Genomic DNA, 17,524 nt, shown 5'->3' with positions numbered 1-17,524 from the left:
CGCGGACGGCCGCCGGCGGCCTCGAGCGGCCGGCCCGCGCGGTCAGACCGCGGCGTCGGGGGACGCGGCGTGGGCGACGCGCAGCTGCGCGATGGCCGCCTCGAAGTCGTCCAGCGAGTCGAAGCCCTGGTAGACGCTGGCGAAGCGGAGGTACGCGACCTCGTCGAGCTCGCGCAGGGGCGGCAGGATGCTGAGGCCGATGTCGTTCGCCTCGATCTGCGATGCGCCGGTGGCCCGGATCGCCTCCTCGACGCGCTGCGCCAGCACGGCCAGGTCGGTGTCGGTGACCGGCCGTCCCTGGCAGGCCTTGCGGACGCCGGTGACGATCTTCTCCCGGCTGAACGGCTCGACGACCCCGTTGCGCTTGATCACGCTGAGGCTCGCGGTCTCGGTGGTGCTGAAGCGGCGGCCGCACTCGGGGCACTGCCGGCGCCGGCGGATCGACAGGCCGTCGTCGCTCGTGCGGGAGTCGACGACGCGGGAGTCGGGGTGGCGGCAGAAGGGGCAGAACATCGTGTGCCCAGGATACGTCAGCCCCGGAGGCGGGCCGTCACCGCGTCGCCGTGCGCCGGCAGGTCCTCGGCGCGGCTGAGCGCGACGATCATCGGCTCCGCCTCGCGCAGCGCGTCGGCGTCGTAGCGCACGACCTGCTGCGGGCGGAGGAACGTGTAGGCGCCGAGGCCCGAGCCGAAGCGCGCCTGGCCGCCCGTGGGGAGCACGTGGTTGGATCCCGCCAGGTAGTCGCCGAGGCTCACGGGCGAGTGCGGGCCGAGGAAGATCGCGCCCGCGCTGTGCAGGTGGGCGAGCAGCGCGTCCGGGTCGGCGGTCTGCACGGAGAGGTGCTCGGGGCCGTACGCGTCGCTGTAGCGGCAGGCGGTCGCGAGGTCGTCGACCACGAGGATCGCGGACTGCGGGCCGGTGAGCGCCTGGCCGACGCGGGCCGAGTGGCCGGTCGTCGCGGCCAGCGCCTCCACCTCGGCGTCGACCGCGCGAGCGAGCTCGGGCGAGTCGGTGACGAGGACGGACGCGGCCATCTCGTCGTGCTCGGCCTGGCTGACGAGGTCGGCGGCGACGAGCCGGGCGTCGGCCCGGGCGTCGGCGATGACGAGGATCTCGGTGGTGCCGGCCTCGGAGTCGATGCCGGTGACGCCGCGGACGACGCGCTTGGCGGCGGCGACGTAGATGTTGCCGGGGCCGGTGACGACGTCGACCGGCTCCAGGCCGATGTCGGCCACGCCGTGCGCGAAGGCGCCGATCGCCCCCGCGCCGCCCATGGCATAGACCTCGTCGACCCCGAGGAGGCCGGCGGCGCCGAGGATGACCGGGTGCACGGATCCGCCGTGCGCGGCTTGCGCGGGCGACGCGAGCGCGATGCTCGCGACGCCGGCGACCTGCGCGGCGACGACGTTCATCACGACGCTCGACGGGTAGACGGCCTTGCCGCCGGGCACGTAGAGGCCGACGCGGCGGACGGGCTGCCAGCGCTGCACGATGGTGCCGCCGGGGACGACCGTGGTCGTGGTCTCGGGCGGGACCTGCGCCGCCGAGCCGAGGCGGACGCGGCGGATGGCCTCCTCGAGCGCGCCGCGGACCGCGGGGTCGAGGGCGTCGACGGCCGCGGCGATGGCCTCGGCGGGCACGCGCAGGGACTCCGGGCGCACGCGGTCGAGCCGCTCCGCCTGGTCGAGGAGCGCGGCGCTCCCCCGGGTGCGGACGTCCTCCACGAGCTCGCGGGCGACGTCCAGCGCGACGGCCACGTCGGTGACCGGACGCGGGAGGAGGTCGAGCAGGTCGGCGGTGCTGGGCGTGGTGCCGCGGAGGTCCTGGATGCGCATCATGACTCCGGAAGTCTACCGAGCGGGCGCCGGGCGGATCCGGCGGCTAGCGTCACCGGCATGGACGCGCACCCCGCCACCACGCTCTCCGAGGCCCCGGGCCAGGCCGCCTTCCGCGCCGCGTTCCGGCGGCACGCCGCGGGCGTCGCGGTCGTCACCTCGCGTGACGCCCAGGGCTCCCCCGTCGGTTTCACGGCGACCTCGCTCGCCTCCGTCTCCGCGGATCCGCCGCTCGCGAGCTTCAGCCTCGCCCGCACCGCGTCGAGCGCCGCGGCACTCGCGGTGGCCGACCACGTCGCGATCCACGTGCTCGGGGCGCGCGACCGGCACCTCGCGGAGCGCCTCAGCGGACCGGCGGCCGAGCGCTTCGCCGGGGACCACTGGTCCCCCGGCCCGCACGGCCTACCGGTGCTCGCGGGCGGTACCGCGCTCCTCGTCGCCCGGATCGTCGAGCGGGTGCACGTGCACGACGCGATCGTGGTCGTCGTGCGCGTCGAGGACGGCGGCGCCGGCGTGGACGACGAGCCGCTCGTCTACCACGCGCGTCGCTACCTGCGGCCGGGCGCCGACGCCTGAACGCGGGCGCCCGGCAGGTTCGGGCCGCGGATCAGCCCAGGCAGTTCGGGCCGAGCAGCGACTTGAGCTCGCCGTAGAGGTCCGCGCTCACCGTGACCGGGTAGGGGATCTCGAAGACGCGACCGTTGTCGCCCTTCACGAGCTGCAGCCGCACCTCGGTGTCGCCCGCGTGGCGGACCAGCACGTCGTTGAGGCCCATGACCGTCTCGGTCGTGGCGCGGTTCTCCGCGAGGCTGATGAGGAGCGGTCCCGACCCGAGGCTCTGCCCGAGGTCGGGCTGGAACATCGAGAACGCGTGGATGTTCATGCCGTCGTCACGCGTGGACACCCGCCCGCGGATCACCACGACGGTGTCGCTCTGCAGCGCCGGCGCGAACTCCTGGTACGCCTTGCCCATGAACATGCAGGTGATCTCGCCGCCGAAGTCCTCGAGCTGCACCATGCCGTACTGGTTGCCCGAGTTGCGGGCGGTGCGGTGCTGGACGCTCGTGAGGAGGCCCGCGAGCGTGACCGTCTCCCCGTCCATCGACGCGTCGGTCGCGAGCAGCTCGGCGATGCCCGTGGACGCCAGCTTCGCGAGCGGGATCTCGAGCCCGGCGAGCGGGTGGTCGGAGACGTAGAGGCCGAGCATCTCCCGCTCGAACGCGAGCTTGTCGCGCTTCGCCCACTCCGGACGCTCGGGCACCTTGCGCGCGTGCTGCGGCTCGTCCCACAGGCTGTCGAAGTCGAAGCCGACCTGGCCGTTCATGGCCGCGCGCTTGTCGCTGACGGAGGCGTCGATCATGCCCTCGTGCACCTCGAGCAGCGCGCGCCGGGTGTCCCCCAGCGAGTCGAACGCGCCGGCCTTGATGAGCGACTCGACCGTGCGCTTGTTGGCGACGGGCAGCGGCACCTTCTTGAGGAAGTCGTCGAAGGACTCGAACGCGCCCTGCTCGGTGCGCGCCCCGCGGAGCGCCTCGACCACGTTCGCGCCGACGTTCCGCACGGCGCCGAGGCCGAACCGGATGTCGGCGCCGGCCGCCGCGAAGAAGCCGATGGACTCGTTGACGTCCGGCGGCAGCACCTTGATGCCCATGCGCCGGCACTCGTTGAGGTAGAGCGCCATCTTGTCCTTGGAGTCGCCGACGCTCGTGAGGAGCGCGGCCATGTACTCGGCCGGGTAGTGGGCCTTGAGGTACGCGGTCCAGTAGGAGACCACGCCGTACGCCGCCGAGTGCGCCTTGTTGAACGCGTAGTCGGAGAACGGCAGGAGGATGTCCCACAGCGCCTTGACCGCGGCCATCGAGTAGCCGTTGTCGGTCATGCCCTGCGAGAAGCCGGCGAACTGCTTGTCGAGCTCGGACTTCTTCTTCTTGCCCATCGCGCGGCGGAGGAGGTCGGCCTGCGCGAGCGTGAAGCCCGCGAGCTTCTGCGCCACCGACATGACCTGCTCCTGGTACACGATGAGGCCGTGCGTGGTGCCGAGCACCTCGCGCAGCGGCTCCTCGAGCTCCGGGTGGATGGGGGTGATCTCCTGCAGCCCGTTCTTCCGCAGCGCGTAGTTCGTGTGCGAGTTCGCGCCCATGGGGCCGGGGCGGTACAGCGCGATGACGGCCGAGATGTCCTCGAAGTTGTCGGGCTTCATCATGCGCAGGAGCGAGCGCATGGGCCCGCCGTCGAGCTGGAAGACGCCGAGCGTGTCGCCGCGGGCGAGCAGGTCGTACGCGCCCTGGTCGTCGAGCCCGAGGTCCTCGAGCACGAGCCTCTCGCCGCGGTTGGACTCGATGTTGTTGAGCGCGTCGTCGATGATCGTGAGGTTGCGGAGCCCCAGGAAGTCCATCTTGATGAGGCCGAGCGACTCGCACGCGGGGTAGTCGAACTGCGTGACGATCTGGCCGTCCTGCTCCCGCTTCATGATCGGGATGATGTCGATGAGCGGCTCGCTCGACATGATGACGCCGGCCGCGTGCACGCCCCACTGGCGCTTGAGGTTCTCGATGCCCTGCGCGGTCTCGAAGACCTTCTGCGCCTCGGGGTCCATCGCGAGCACCTCGCGGAAGTCGCCCGCCTCGCGGTAGCGCGGGTGCTCGGTGTCGAGGATGCCGGACAGCGGGATGTCCTTGCCCATGATCGCGGGCGGCATGGCCTTGGTGAGCTTGTCGCCCATGGAGAACGGGTAGCCGAGCACGCGGCTGGAGTCCTTGAGCGCCTGCTTGGCCTTGATCGTGCCGTACGTGACGATCTGCGCGACGCGCTCGTCGCCGTACTTGTCGGTCACGTAGCGGATGACCTCGCCGCGGCGACGGTCGTCGAAGTCGACGTCGAAGTCGGGCATGGAGACGCGGTCGGGGTTGAGGAACCGCTCGAAGAGGAGGCCGTGCTGCAGCGGGTCGAGGTCGGTGATGCCCATGGCGTACGCGACCATCGAACCGGCGCCGGATCCGCGGCCGGGGCCCACGCGGATCCCGTTCTCCTTGGACCAGTTGATGAAGTCGGCGACGACGAGGAAGTAGCCCGGGAAGCCCATCTGCGCGATGACCCCGACCTCGTAGTCGGCGCGCTTGCGCACGTCATCCGAGAAGCCGCGCGGGTAGCGCCGGACGAGGCCGCGCTCGACCTCCTTGACGAACCAGGTCTGCTCGCTCTCGCCCTCGGGCACCGGGTAGCGCGGCATGTAGTTCGCGGACTCGTTGAACTGCACGTCGCACCGCTCGGCGATGAGCAGGGTGTTGTCGCACGCCTCCTCGTGGTCGCGGAAGAGGTGCCGCATCTGCTGCGCGGTCTTCAGGTAGAACTCGTCGGCGTCGAACTTGAACCGGTTCGGGTCGTCGAGCGTGGTGCCGGACTGGACGCACAGGAGCGCCGCGTGGCTCGTCGCGTCGTGCTCGTGCGTGTAGTGGAGGTCGTTCGTGGCGACGAGCGGGAGGTCGAGGTCCTTCGCGAGGCGGAGGAGGTCGCTCATGATCCGGCGCTCGATGCCGAGGCCGTGGTCCATGATCTCGCAGAAGTAGTTGCCCGCCCCGAAGATGTCGCGGTAGTCGCTCGCGGCCTTCACGGCCTCGTCGTACTGGCCGAGGCGGAGGCGGGTCTGCACCTCGCCGGACGGGCAGCCCGTGGTGGCGATGAGGCCCTTCGCGTAGGTGCTGAGGAGCTCGCGGTCCATGCGGGGCTTGAAGTAGTAGCCCTCGAGGGACGCCCGCGACGACAGCCGGAAGAGGTTGTGCATGCCCTCGGTCGTCTCGGCGAGCATCGTGAGGTGCGTGTAGGCGCCGGATCCGGAGACGTCGTCCCGGCCGCCGTCGCCCCAGCGCACGCGCGTGCGGTCGCCGCGGTGCGTGCCCGGCGTGATGTAGGCCTCGGTGCCGATGATGGGCTTCACGCCCGCGTTCTTCGCCTGCCTCCAGAAGTCGAACGCGCCGAACACGTTGCCGTGGTCGGTGATCGCGACGGCGGGCATCCCCTGCTCGGCCGCGGCCTGCACGAGGGGGCCGACGCGGGCCGCTCCGTCGAGCATCGAGTACTCGCTGTGGACGTGGAGGTGGACGAACGAGTCGTTGCGGGGCACGGGTCTCTTCTACTGGTCGATCGACGGTGTGGCCATCATAGGCAGGCCCCGGGAGGCCTCGCGGGCGTGTCGCGCGTCAGTCGCGGAGCACGTCGAGCGCGTGCTGCAGGTCGGCCGGGTACGTGCTCGAGAACGACGCGCGATCGCCCGTGGCGGGGTGCGTGATCTCGAGCCGCATCGCGTGCAGCCACTGCCGGTGGAGGTCCAGCTGGGCGGAGAGCGTGGGGTCGGCGCCGTACATCGCGTCGCCCACGCAGGGGTGGCGCTGCGCCGCCATGTGCACGCGGATCTGGTGGGTGCGGCCCGTCTCCAGGTGCACCTCGAGCAGCGCCGCGCGACGGAAGGCCTCGAGCGTCTCGTAGTGCGTGACCGACGGCTTGCCGTCGGCCGTGACGGCGAACTTCCAGTCGCTGCGCGGATGACGGCCGATGGGCGCGTCGATGGTGCCGGCGAGCGGATCCGGATGCCCCTGGACGACCGCGTGGTAGACCTTCTCGACCTCGCGGTCGTGGAACTGGCGCTTGAGCTCCGTGTACGCGCGCTCGGTCTTCGCGACCACCATGAGACCGCTCGTGCCGGCGTCGAGCCGGTGCACGATGCCCTGCCGCTCCTCGGCGCCCGAGGTGCTGAGGCGGAAGCCGGCGGCGGCCAGCGCGCCGAGCACGGTGGGGCCGGTCCAGCCGACGCTGGGGTGCGCGGCGACGCCCACGGGCTTGTCGACCACGACGATGTCGTCGTCGTCGTGCACGATGCCGAGGTCGGGGACCGCGAGCGGGACGACCGACGGCTCCTGCTTGGGCTGCCAGCTCACCGCGAGCATGGACCCGCCGACGAGCCGGTCGGACTTGCCGGCCTCGCGGCCGTCCTGCGTGACGCCGCCCGCCTCCGCCACCTCGGCGGCGAAGCTGCGGGAGAAGCCGAGCAGGCGCGCGAGGCCGGCGTCGACGCGCTGCCCGTCGAGCCCGTCGGGGACGGGGAGGGTGCGGTGCTCCATCGGGTGACCTCTTCCGGTGCGGGACGGGCGGGCGGCAGGACGACGACGGCGACGCGGGACCCCATGGCTCCGAGGAGCCGGGTCCCGCGTCGCCGTCGGGCGCGCGGGTGGTGCGGGCTAGTTGCCGAAGGAGGCGGTGGCGGGCGCCTCGGTGGATCCGGCGGAGTCCAGCTCGCGGAGCTGGCCCTCGATGTAGCCCTTGAGCTTCGTGCGGTACTCGCGCTCGAACGTGCGGAGCTCGTCGATGCGGCCCTCGAGGACCTGGCGCTCCTTCTCGAGGACGGCGGTCTTCGAACGCTGCTCGGCCTCGGCCTCGGCGGCGATGCGGGCGGCGGTGGCGTGCGCCTCGGCCACGAGCGCGTCGCGCTTCTCGATGCCCTCGCGGACGTGCTCCTCGTGGAGCTTGCGGGCGAGCTTGAGGAGGCTGCTGGTGCTGGAGGTCTCGTCGTCCTCGTCGACCGCGGGGGCGGCGGGCGCCTGGGCGACGACGGGAGCCGGGGCAGGCTCGGGCTCGGGGGTGGGCTCGGGCTCCGCGACGACGGGGGCCTGCTCGACCGCGGCGGGCGCGGGGGTGTCGATGAGGGCGGTCGCGGCGGGGGCGGAGTCACCGGACGAGAGGCGCTGGCGCAGCTCCTCGTTCTCCTGGTGGAGGCGGCGCAGCTCGACGACCACCTCGTCGAGGAAGTCGTCGACCTCGTCCTGGTCGTATCCCTCGCGGAACTTGGTCGGCTGGAAACGCTTGTTGACGACGTCTTCAGGAGTGAGAGCCATGGCCTGCCACCTCTTTTGTGCGTAGAGCGGGGTCCGCGCGAGCGGACGGGGATTCGGGACAACGTGCGACCCAACGCTACCAGCGGAACGCGTCGCTCCGGGGACCCGGAGCGCGATCCGCGGATCGGGGAGCGGCGGGTCAGGCCATGAAGTAGCGCGTCGCGTTGAACAGGATGATGGCGACCAGCATCGTGATCATCCAGCCGAAGTCGAGCGCCACCGGGCCGAGGCGCAGGGGCGGGATCAGGCGGCGGACGAAGCCGATGGGCGGGTCGGTCACCGTGTACGACGCCTCGGCGACGATGAGCATCGCGCCGCGCGGACGCCACTGGCGCGACAGCGACTGCACCAGGTCGAGCACGAACCGGCCCCACATGCAGACGATGAACGCCAGGAGGGCGAACCACAGGACGGTGGCGACGATGTTGACGATGATCACGGACACAAGTATGGCGGGCGCCGATGGGAGGTCCCGTCGGCGCCCGCCATCTCGGGGGCTCGGTGGATCAGCGTCCGAAGAAGGAGGCCTCGACCTCGGCGTCGGTGGCCGACTGCTCGCCGGAGACCGCGACGTGCGACGGCGACAGGAGGAACACCTTGCTCGTCACGCGCTCGATCTTGCCGTAGAGGCCGATCGACAGGCCGCTCGCGAAGTCGATGAGGCGACGCGCGTCGTCGTCCGTCATCTGCGAGAGGTTGATGATGACGGGCACGCCCTCGCGGAAGTTCTCGGCGATGACCTGCGCGTCCTTGTAGGCCTTGGGGTGGACGGTGAGGATCTCGTTCATTTCAGCCGGCGCCGCATTCCTTGTGGTGGTCGAGCTCTTGTGCAGGGGGGTCACGGGTGCGCGCTTCGCCTGCGGCTGCTGCTGGGGAGCCGGGGCGGGCGACGGGACCGCCTGCACGGGCGACTGCTGCTGCGCGGGCTGCTGCTGCTGCTGGTACTCGAGCTCCTCGTCGGCGAGTCCCAGGTACACCATGGTCTTGCGAAGTGGGTTGGCCATCATTCCTCTTTCCGGGTCGGCCTGACGAACCGGACCGCACTCCCGACATTAAGGGCCGCCGGGTCGCTTTCCCGTGATTGCCGATCCGATCCGAAGGTGTGTCGCGCCCTCGAGCAGCGCCTCGCGGAGGTCGCCGGACATGCCGGCGGAGATCGCGCGGGCATCCGGCAGGATCCGGCGCACGTCGTCCGAGATGCCGCGCAGGCGCGCGAACGCGCGGCGGGGCTCGCCGTCGTCGGGCGCGACGGCCATGACGCCGAGGACGTCGATGCCGGCCGCGGCCGCGGCGTGCTCCGCGAGGGCCTCCGCCTCCGCGGGCGCGACGCCGCCGCGCGCCGGGTCGTCGGTGAGGTTGACCTGGAGGAACACGCGCGTCGTCTGCTCGTCGGACGCCAGCGCGTCCACGAGGGAGGGGCGGTCGACGGAGTGGATCACGGACGCGTAGCGCCGCACCTGCCGGGCCTTCTTGCCCTGCAGCTGGCCGACGAAGTGCCAGGCGACGCCGCGCCCCTCGAGCTGGGCGGCCTTGCCCTGCGCCTCCTGGTGGCGGCTCTCGCCGAGGTCGCGCACGCCGAGCTCGACGAGGGCGTCCAGGAGCGACACCGGCTGGAACTTGGTGACGACGATCGTGGTGACCTCGTCCGGGGCGCGGCCGGCGTCGCGGATCCCGTCGGCCACCTGCGCCTGCACGGACGCCCACCGCTCGGCGAGGCCGGGATGGGCCTCGCCGGGGTGGGCGTCCGACGCGTGCGCGCCGCCGGTGAGCGGAGCGTCCGTCACTTCAGGAAGTCGGGGATGTCCAGGTCGTCGCCGTCGTCCTCGAACGTCGGGTCGCTCGCGGGGACGGACGCGACGGGCGCCTCCGCCTGCGGGCGCGCGGGCGCCTGCTCGACGGCCTCGGGAGCGGCGACCGCTCCCCCGCCCGCGGCGACGAAGCCGCTGCGGCGATTCTCGACCTTGGACGCCGGCTCGCCGCCGTCGAAGCCCGCGGCGATGACGGTGACGCGCACCTCGTCGCCGAGGGTGTCGTCGATGACCGCGCCGAAGATGATGTTCGCCTCGGGGTGCACGGCCTCCTGCACGAGCTTGGCCGCGTCGTTGATCTCGAAGATGCCGAGGTTCGAGCCGCCCTGGATGGAGAGGAGGACGCCGTGCGCGCCCTCGATGCTCGCCTCGAGGAGCGGCGACGCCACCGCGAGCTCGGCCGCCTTGATCGAGCGATCGGCGCCGCGCGAGGAGCCGATGCCCATGAGCGCGGATCCCGCGCCCTGCATGACCGACTTGACGTCGGCGAAGTCGAGGTTGATGAGGCCGGGCGTGGTGATGAGGTCCGTGATGCCCTGGACGCCCGCGAGGAGCACCTGGTCGGCGGTCGCGAAGGCCTCGAGCATGCTGATGCCGCGGTCGCTGATCTCCAGCAGGCGGTCGTTCGGGACGACGATGAGCGTGTCGACCTCGTTCTTCAGCGTCGCGACGCCGAGCTCGGCCTGCGCCGAGCGGCGCTTGCCCTCGAAGCCGAACGGCTTCGTGACGACGCCGATGGTGAGCGCGCCGATCGACTTCGCGATGCGGGCCACGACGGGCGCGCCGCCGGTGCCGGTGCCGCCGCCCTCGCCCGCGGTGACGAAGACCATGTCGGCGCCCGCGAGCGCCTCCTCGATCTCCTCCGCGTGGTCCTCGGCGGCGCGACGGCCGACCTCGGGGTCGGCGCCGGCGCCGAGGCCGCGGGTGATCTCGCGGCCGACGTCGAGCTTGACGTCGGCGTCGCTCATGAGCAGGGCCTGCGCGTCGGTGTTGATCGCGATGAACTCCACGCCCCGCAGACCGAGCTCGATCATGCGGTTGACGGCGTTGACGCCGCCACCGCCGATGCCGACGACCTTGATGACGGCGAGGTAGTTCTGGTTGTTCGACACGACGGGCCTCCGCTAGAACCTTCGACCTCCGGTGGAGGCTTAGAGTTTACTCAGTATGCATTTCCTGATCCCGACGTTAGGGGGCTCGGGGTCGGCGACACGACTCCCGTGCCGCGTGTCGCGAAGGCCGCCCGGGATCAGGGGCCGGCGACGGGCGCGTCGGGCGCCGAGACGTCGTACGAGCCGACGTCGCCGCGCGCCTTCACGAGCGCCTGGAGCACCTGCGCCTTGTCGGCCGAGCGCTCGCCGCTCCCCCACAGCACCTTCTTGCCGGTGCGCAGGGTGAGCATCACGTCGTCGGTCGTCCTCGCCTGGATGCCGTCGACCTGCGGCAGGAAGTCCGTCGGCAGCGCCACCAGCACGGCGGCGGCGGCCTTGAAGCGCGGGGACGAGAAGTCGGCGCTCGGCAGGTCGATGAGCGGGTAGCCGTCGGGGCGCGCCGTGGCGCGCTCGATGGTGACGCCCGCGGGATCCACGAGGTCGAAGCCCGCGCCCGACTGGATCACGGCGACGGGCGTGCGCTCGACGATGCGGATCACGAGCGTCGACGGCGGACGGCTCTCGGTGCTGTAGCTGCGGATGAGGGGGAACGCGCGGAGCTCGTCGCCCACGCGGTCGAGGTCCACGAGCGGCAGCGGCGTGCCGACCTGGTCGGACAGCGCGGCCTCGATGCTCGACGGCGACACGCGGTCGGCGCCCTCCACCTCGACGGTGCGCAGCGCGAGCAGGGGCGAGTAGACCGCGATGCCCACGACGATCGCGAGCACGAGGAACGCGCCGAGCGTGCCGAGGAGGCCGGCCCGTCGACGTCGGGCGCGCTGCGTGAAGCGGCGGACCTCCTGGCGCTCGTAGCGCTGCCGCTCGCGGCGCGCGCGACGGAGCTGGCGGCGCGCTTCGGCGTCGCCGGTGGCCGCGCTCGCGGGGCGGGCGGGACGGTGCGCGCGCGGAGCGGGCTCGGATCCGCCCTCGGCCCGGGCGCGTCGACCGGGCTTCGGGGCGGACGCCGCCGCGGACGCGGCCGACGCCGCCCCGCGGGCCCGGGAGCCGAGCCGTCCGACGAGCCCGCCCGCGCGACCGGCGGCGGGCTCGCGGCCGGTGGTCGGCGCGGGCGGGGCCTGCACGGGCGCCTGCGCGAGGTGCGGGAGGACGATCGGCTCGGTGTCGGGCTCGTCGTCGTCGCGCCAGTCGGCGCGCGGGCGCGGGGGCTGCGTCGGGGCCTGGGGGGTGCGTCCGGACGCGGGTGCGCCCGCCCCCGTGCTCGGAGCCGGCGGCGGGGTCACGGGACGGGACGCGGCCGGGCGTGGGGAGACGGGGCGCGGCGTGCTCGGACGCGGCGGCGCGCCCGCGCCCGGGCGAGCGGCGCCGGCGCCGGTGCCGGTGCCTGCGCCCGCGGCGGGTGCCGCGTCGGGTGGGACGGCGGGGCGGGATCGGCGACGACGGGTCGCGGGCGCGTCGCCCTCGCCGAGACCGCCGGGCGCCGGCTGGCGCGGGACCCGGGGCCGGTCGAAGCCCTCGGGCCGCTTCACTCGCGGGGCCGGGGGGACGCGGCGGGCTCGTCGGACGCGGCGGTGCCCTCGAGCGCGCCGACGACCTGCGGGATGATCCGGTACACGTCGCCGCAGCTGAGGGTCACGATGAAGTCGCCGTCGCGCGCGATCTCCGCGGCGCGGTCGGCGGCCTCCTGCCAGTCGGGCAGGTAGTCCACGCGGCCGGCGTCGGCGAAGCGCTCCGAGACGAGGGCGCCGGTGACGCCGGGGATCGGGTCCTCGCGGGCGCCGAAGACGTCGAGCACGATCGTGTGGTCCGCGAGCTCCTCGTAGACGCGCGCGAAGTCGCCCGCCATCATCTGCGTGCGGCTGTAGAGGTGCGGCTGGTGCACCGCGATGATGCGGCCCTCCCCCACGACCGTGCGGGCGGCCTCGAGGGCGGCGCGCACCTCGGTGGGGTGGTGGGCGTAGTCGTCGTAGACGCTGACGCCGCGGACCTCCGCGTGGAGCTCGAAGCGGCGGCCGGTGCCGGAGAAGCCGGCGAGGCCCGCGACCGCGTCATCGGGATCCACGCCGAGGCCCACGAGCACGGCGTAGGCGCCCGCCGCGTTGATCGCGTTGTGGCGGCCGGGCACCCGGAGCGCGGCGCGGCGGCTGACGCCGTCGTGGGTGAGCGTGAACGCGACGGGGCCGTCGGTGACGATGTCGGAGATCCGGACGTCGGCGGCGGGGTCCTCGCCGAACGTGACGACGCGGCCCTCGATGCGCGCGGTGACGCGGCGCGCGCCCGGGTCGTCGCTCGAGATGACGACGAGCTCCGAGGCGGCCGACGCGAAGCGCACGAAGGCGTCGTCGAACGCCTCGTGCGAGCCGTAGTGGTCGAGGTGGTCGGCGTCGACGTTGGTGATGAGCGCGACCGACGTGTCGTAGAGGAGGAACGAGCCGTCCGACTCGTCGGCCTCCACCACGAAGAGCTCCTCGGAGCCGGGGGCGCTCGAGACGCCGATGCCGCCGATCACGCCGCCGTTGACGAAGGACGGGTCGCGGCCCGCCTCGAGGAGCGCGGTGACGATCATGCCGGTGGAGGTGGTCTTGCCGTGCGCGCCCGCGACCGCGACGAGGCGCTGGCCGGAGATGAGCCAGGCGAGGGCCTGCGAGCGGTGCAGGATCGGGAGGCCCCGCTCCTTCGCCAGCACGTACTCGGGGTTGTCCTGCCAGAGCGCGCCCGTGACGACGAGCGCCTCGGCGTCGCCGACGTGCGCGGCGTCGTGGCCGACGTGGATCTCCGCGCCGAGCTCCCGGAGGGCCTGGACGGCGTCGGAGTCGCGCGAGTCCGATCCCGTGACGCGGTGGCCCGCGGCGAGGAACAGGCGGGCGATGCCGCTCATGCCGGACCCGCCGATGCCCACGAAGTGGACGCGCCCGAGCTCGGTCGGGATGTCCATGGTCAGGTCGGGTGCGATCACGTGCGGTCTCCTCGGGAGGGTGGGAAGCGGGGCGGGCGGCGGTCAGCGCCGGGCCGCGGGCCGGGACGGGCGGGCGGCGACGGCGTCGCGGACGAGGTCGGCCATGCGGGCGGCGCCGTCGCGCGTGCCGACGGACGCCGACGCCTCCGACATGCGCGCGAGCCCCGCCGGGTCGGACAGGAGCGGGAGCACGTGGTCGAGCACCCAGTCGGGCGTGAAGGCGGCGTCGGCCACGACGATCCCGCCGCCGGCCGCGACCACGCCGCGGACGTTGACGGCCTGCTCGCCGTTGCCCACCGGGTACGGCACGTAGACCCCGGGGACGCCGACGGCCGTGAGCTCGGAGAGCGCGCCGGCGCCGGCACGGGAGACGACGAGGTCGGCCGCGGCGATGGCGAGCTCCATCCGGTCGGAGTAGCCGACCACGTGGTAGCGCTCGACGCCGGGGTCGGTGAACTCCTGCGCGCCGCCGACGATGTGGAGGATCTGGGCGCCGGTGGCCGTGATCCGCTCGGCCACCTGCACGACCGTGCGGTTGAGGCTGCGCGCGCCCGTGGATCCGCCCGTGACGAGCAGGGTCGGCCGGTCGGCGTCGAGGCCGAGCTCGGCGCGCGCGGCGTCGCGGACGGCGGCGCGGTCCAGCGTCGCGATCTCGCGGCGGAGGGGCATGCCGACGACCTGCGCGCGCGGGAGGACGGTCTCCGGGAACGTGATGCCGACCGCGGTCGCGACGCGGGCGCCCAGCCGGTTGGCGAGCCCGGGCGACGCGTTCGCCTCGTGCACGACGACGGGCACGCCCGAGCGGCGCGCGGCGAGGTAGGCGGGCGCGGCCGCGTACCCGCCGAAGCCGACGACCACGTCGACGCCGCGCTCGGCGATCATGCGGCGGATCCGCCCCACGGCCCGCGCGAACGCCGGCGCGAACGCCACGGCGGCGCGGTTCGGGCGGCGCGGGAACGGCAGGCGCGCGATGGTGAGCAGCTCGTAGCCGCGCGCCGGGACGAGGCGCGCCTCGAGGCCCTCGCGCGTGCCGAGGACGAGGATCGTGGACCCGGGCTCGCGCGCCCGCAGCTCGTCGGCGACGGCGAGGAGCGGGTTCACGTGCCCCGCGGTGCCGCCGCCGGCCAGCAGGTAGACGGTCACGAGCGCATCCCGATGACGGCCGGGATGACGTCCGGCGACTCCTCGGTCGTGGGACGCCGGGCGAAGCCGAGCACGATGCCCATCGCCACGAGCGTCGTCACGAGCGACGAGCCTCCCGACGACACGAACGGCAACGGCACGCCGAGCACCGGGAGCAGGTTCAGCACGACGCCGATGTTGACGAAGGCCTGCACGATGATCCAGGTCATGACGGCACCCGTGGCGACGCGCGCGAACGTGTCGGTGTTGGCGCGGATCACGCGGATGAAGCCGACGGCGAGCACCACGAACAGGAGGATGACGACGATCGCGCCGATGAGGCCGAGCTCCTCGCCGATGATGGCGAAGATGTAGTCGTTGTCGGCCTCGGGCAGCCACATCCACTTGGCCTTCGAGTTGCCGAGGCCGACGCCGAAGACCCCGCCGGCGGCCAGCGCGTAGAGCCCGTGCGTGGACTGCCAGCAGCCGCCCGCGTAGTCGCACTGCCCGGTGATGAACTCGGTGACGCGGCGCATGCGGCTGTCGCTGATGACGGTCATGAGGACGGCCAGCACGGAGCCGATCGTGAGCATGAGCGTGAGCTTGCCGATCGGGATCCCCGCGAAGAACAGGGCGCCGAGCACGATGCTCGCCATGATGATCACGGTGCCGAGGTCGCCGCCCAGCGCGACGAGGCCGACGGCGCCGCCCGCGACGGGCAGCACGGGGATGAGGATGTGCGGCCAGGTGCGCAGCAGGTGACGCTTCCTCGCGAGGATGAACGCCAGCCAGATCACGAGGCCGACCTTGATGAGCTCGGCGGGCTGGAACGTGGTGCCGGCGATGCGGATCCAGCCGATGTTCTCGCCGACCTTCACGCCCATGGGGCCGAACACGAGCAGCTGCACGGCGGAGGCCGCGAGCAGGAGGACCCACGCCCAGCGCTTCCAGAACATGGGCGGCACCAGCGAGACGAGCAGCATGAGCGGCACGCCGATGAGCGCGAACATGCCCTGCTTGAGGAAGATGCCGAAGAAGCCGCCGCCGGCGACGAACGAGTCGATGCTCGACGACGACAGCACCATCACGAGGCCGAAGACCACGAGGAAGAGCGTCGTGCCGAGGAGCAGGAAGTAGGAGCCGCTCTCGGCGTGGAAGGCGCGGCCGAGGTGGATCCGGGCGGCGAGGCCGCGACGCTGCGTCCCCTCCTGTGCGTCCTCGGCGGGAGCGGACGGGGTGCGCGGGCCGCGGGGACCCGGCGCGTCAGCCGCGCGAGGGGTCCGCGTCGTTCTCGGGGGCAGTGTCATCCGCCGCACCTCCCAGGTGGTGGTCGACCGCGGCCCGGAATCGGCGCCCGCGGTCGGCGTAGTCGGTGAATTGGTCCATGGATGCCGCTGCCGGGGCCAGCAGGACGGTGTCGCCCTCGCGGGCCACGTCCGCCGCGAGCCGCACCGCGGTCCGCATGACCTCCTCAGTGTCGCTCTCGGCCACCTCGAGGACGGTGACGTGGGGCGCGTGTCGCCCGAATGCCGCGAGGACCTCCTGGCGCTCGACGCCGATGACGACCGCGGCCCGGAGCCGGCGCGCGTGGGCGCGGATCAGCTCGTCGAGCTCGACGCCCTTGAGGAGCCCTCCGACGACCCAGACGACCGAGGGGAACGCCGCGAGCGACGCGGAGGCCGCGTGCGGGTTGGTGGCCTTGGAGTCGTCGACGTACGCGACGCCGTCGCGCTCGCCGATGCGCTCGATCCGGTGGCTGTCGAGCTCGAAGCGCAGGAGCGCCTGCCGGACGACCGTCGGCGAGACGCCGTAGGAGCGCGCGAGGGCGGCGGCCGCGAGGATGTTCTGGACGATGTGCGGCGCGGCCAGCCCGACCTCACGCAGCTCGTCGAGGGTCGTGAGCTCCAGGGCGCTCGTGAAGCGCTCCTCGAGGAACGCGCGATCGCAGAGGATCCCGTCGACGATCCCGAGGTCGCTCGGGCCCGGCGCGTCGAGGCCGAAGCCGATGGCGCGCGCGCCGTCCTGCACGTCGGCGTCGCGGAGCGCGTCCTCGGTGGCGCGGTCCGCGCGGTTGTAGACGCAGGCGACGCGGGTGTCCGCGTAGACCCGGCCCTTGGCGGCGGCGTACGCCTGCCTCGACCCGTGCCACTCGAGGTGGTCGTCGGCGAGGTTGAGGAACGCGCTCGAGTAGGGGCGCACCTCGCGCATGTAGTGCAGCTGGTGGCTGGAGAGCTCCACGACCAGCACGTCGAAGCCGTCGGGGTGCCGGACGACGTCGAGCACGGGCAGGCCGATGTTGCCGCACGGGACCGCGCGCACGCCGCCCTCCTGGAGGAGCGCGGCCGTGAGCTGCGTGGTGGTGGTCTTGCCGTTGGTGCCGGTGATGGTGATCCACTCGGCGGGCGTGCCCGTCTTGTCGCGCACGCGCCAGGCGAGCTCGATGTCGCCCCACAGCGGGATCCCCGCCGCGCTCGCCCACGCGGGCAGCGGGTGCGTCGGCGCGTAGCCGGGCGACACGACGACGAGCTCGGGCGCGAACCCGACGAGCTCCGCGGGCACGGGCTCCTCCTCGGTGGGGCGCACCAGGCGCCCGCCGATCACGTCGAGCAGCGCGAGCCGCTCGGGCGACGCGTCGGACGCGACCACGAGCACGTCGGCGCCGAGCTCGACCAGCGTGTCCGCCACCGAGAAGCCCGTGCGGCCGAGGCCGAGGACCGCGACCCGGAGGCCCGTCCAGTCGTCGTGCCAGCTGTGCAGGGAGTCGGGTCGCGCGAGGGCCGCGCCGTCGTCGAGGGGAGCGTCCGTCATC

General features: G+C 73.2%; 15 protein-coding genes. 1 reads left to right on the top strand and 14 read right to left on the bottom strand.

Annotation, left to right across the window (positions count from 1 at the left end):
• Positions 1-42: 42 nt before the first annotated feature.
• The gene (gene nrdR, locus ACMT9T_RS00680) at positions 43-513 is read right to left on the bottom strand and encodes a transcriptional regulator NrdR (protein ID WP_116055632.1); all 471 of its coding nucleotides are present in this window, start codon (positions 511-513) and stop codon (positions 43-45) included.
• 17 nt (positions 514-530) lie between these two features.
• Positions 531-1,835, bottom strand: a complete 1,305-nt coding sequence (gene hisD, locus ACMT9T_RS00675; RefSeq protein WP_414745843.1) for a histidinol dehydrogenase — start codon at positions 1,833-1,835, stop codon at positions 531-533.
• Positions 1,836-1,895: 60 nt separating this feature from the next.
• Here hisD and ACMT9T_RS00670 point away from each other — a divergent pair, with 60 nt between their 5' ends.
• Positions 1,896-2,411 (top strand): flavin reductase family protein, encoded by a 516-nt coding sequence (locus ACMT9T_RS00670; RefSeq protein WP_414743795.1) that lies wholly within the window; start codon positions 1,896-1,898, stop codon positions 2,409-2,411.
• A 31-nt stretch (positions 2,412-2,442) separates the two neighbouring features.
• On the opposite strand, the gene dnaE is transcribed toward ACMT9T_RS00670, so the two are convergent.
• The 12 genes from dnaE to murD all read right to left on the bottom strand — a co-directional run bounded on the left by dnaE (position 2,443) and on the right by murD (position 17,523).
• Complete coding sequence (gene dnaE / locus ACMT9T_RS00665) at positions 2,443-5,904, bottom strand: DNA polymerase III subunit alpha (RefSeq protein ID WP_414745842.1); 3,462 nt, start codon at positions 5,902-5,904, stop codon at positions 2,443-2,445.
• A gap of 127 nt (positions 5,905-6,031) precedes the next feature.
• Positions 6,032-6,949, bottom strand: coding sequence for an RluA family pseudouridine synthase (locus tag ACMT9T_RS00660; protein ID WP_414743794.1), 918 nt, complete (start codon positions 6,947-6,949; stop codon positions 6,032-6,034).
• 117 nt (positions 6,950-7,066) lie between these two features.
• The gene (locus tag ACMT9T_RS00655; RefSeq protein WP_414743793.1) at positions 7,067-7,720 is read right to left on the bottom strand and encodes a DivIVA domain-containing protein; all 654 of its coding nucleotides are present in this window, start codon (positions 7,718-7,720) and stop codon (positions 7,067-7,069) included.
• A 139-nt stretch (positions 7,721-7,859) separates the two neighbouring features.
• The gene (locus ACMT9T_RS00650) at positions 7,860-8,159 is read right to left on the bottom strand and encodes a YggT family protein (RefSeq protein ID WP_414743792.1); all 300 of its coding nucleotides are present in this window, start codon (positions 8,157-8,159) and stop codon (positions 7,860-7,862) included.
• 67 nt (positions 8,160-8,226) lie between these two features.
• The gene (locus ACMT9T_RS00645; RefSeq protein ID WP_116055792.1) at positions 8,227-8,724 is read right to left on the bottom strand and encodes a cell division protein SepF; all 498 of its coding nucleotides are present in this window, start codon (positions 8,722-8,724) and stop codon (positions 8,227-8,229) included.
• Positions 8,725-8,772: 48 nt separating this feature from the next.
• Entirely contained in the window at positions 8,773-9,504 is a 732-nt protein-coding gene (locus ACMT9T_RS00640) for a YggS family pyridoxal phosphate-dependent enzyme (RefSeq protein ID WP_414743791.1), read from the bottom strand.
• On the bottom strand, positions 9,501-10,640 hold the full coding sequence (ftsZ, locus tag ACMT9T_RS00635) for a cell division protein FtsZ (protein WP_045528255.1): 1,140 nt from the start codon (positions 10,638-10,640) through the stop codon (positions 9,501-9,503). Before ftsZ ends, ACMT9T_RS00640 begins: the two co-directional genes overlap by 4 nt.
• A 137-nt stretch (positions 10,641-10,777) precedes the next feature.
• Entirely contained in the window at positions 10,778-11,920 is a 1,143-nt protein-coding gene (locus ACMT9T_RS00630) for a cell division protein FtsQ/DivIB (RefSeq protein ID WP_414743790.1), read from the bottom strand.
• A gap of 242 nt (positions 11,921-12,162) precedes the next feature.
• On the bottom strand, positions 12,163-13,593 hold the full coding sequence (gene murC / locus ACMT9T_RS00625; protein WP_414743789.1) for a UDP-N-acetylmuramate--L-alanine ligase: 1,431 nt from the start codon (positions 13,591-13,593) through the stop codon (positions 12,163-12,165).
• A gap of 42 nt (positions 13,594-13,635) precedes the next feature.
• On the bottom strand, positions 13,636-14,736 hold the full coding sequence (gene murG, locus ACMT9T_RS00620) for an undecaprenyldiphospho-muramoylpentapeptide beta-N-acetylglucosaminyltransferase (RefSeq protein ID WP_414743788.1): 1,101 nt from the start codon (positions 14,734-14,736) through the stop codon (positions 13,636-13,638).
• A complete protein-coding gene (gene ftsW / locus ACMT9T_RS00615; protein WP_414743787.1) occupies positions 14,733-16,022 on the bottom strand; it encodes a putative lipid II flippase FtsW in 1,290 nt (429 codons plus the stop codon). Before ftsW ends, murG begins: the two co-directional genes overlap by 4 nt.
• Entirely contained in the window at positions 15,979-17,523 is a 1,545-nt protein-coding gene (murD, locus tag ACMT9T_RS00610; RefSeq protein ID WP_414743786.1) for a UDP-N-acetylmuramoyl-L-alanine--D-glutamate ligase, read from the bottom strand. Before murD ends, ftsW begins: the two co-directional genes overlap by 44 nt.
• Position 17,524 lies beyond the last annotated feature (1 nt).

Origin of the sequence: Clavibacter vidaverae (assembly GCF_047529985.1) — a bacterium.
Taxonomy (GTDB): domain Bacteria; phylum Actinomycetota; class Actinomycetes; order Actinomycetales; family Microbacteriaceae; genus Clavibacter; species Clavibacter nebraskensis_A.
The sequence above is the reverse complement of the archived record's forward strand: the minus strand, read 5'-3'. Positions and strand labels throughout refer to the sequence as shown.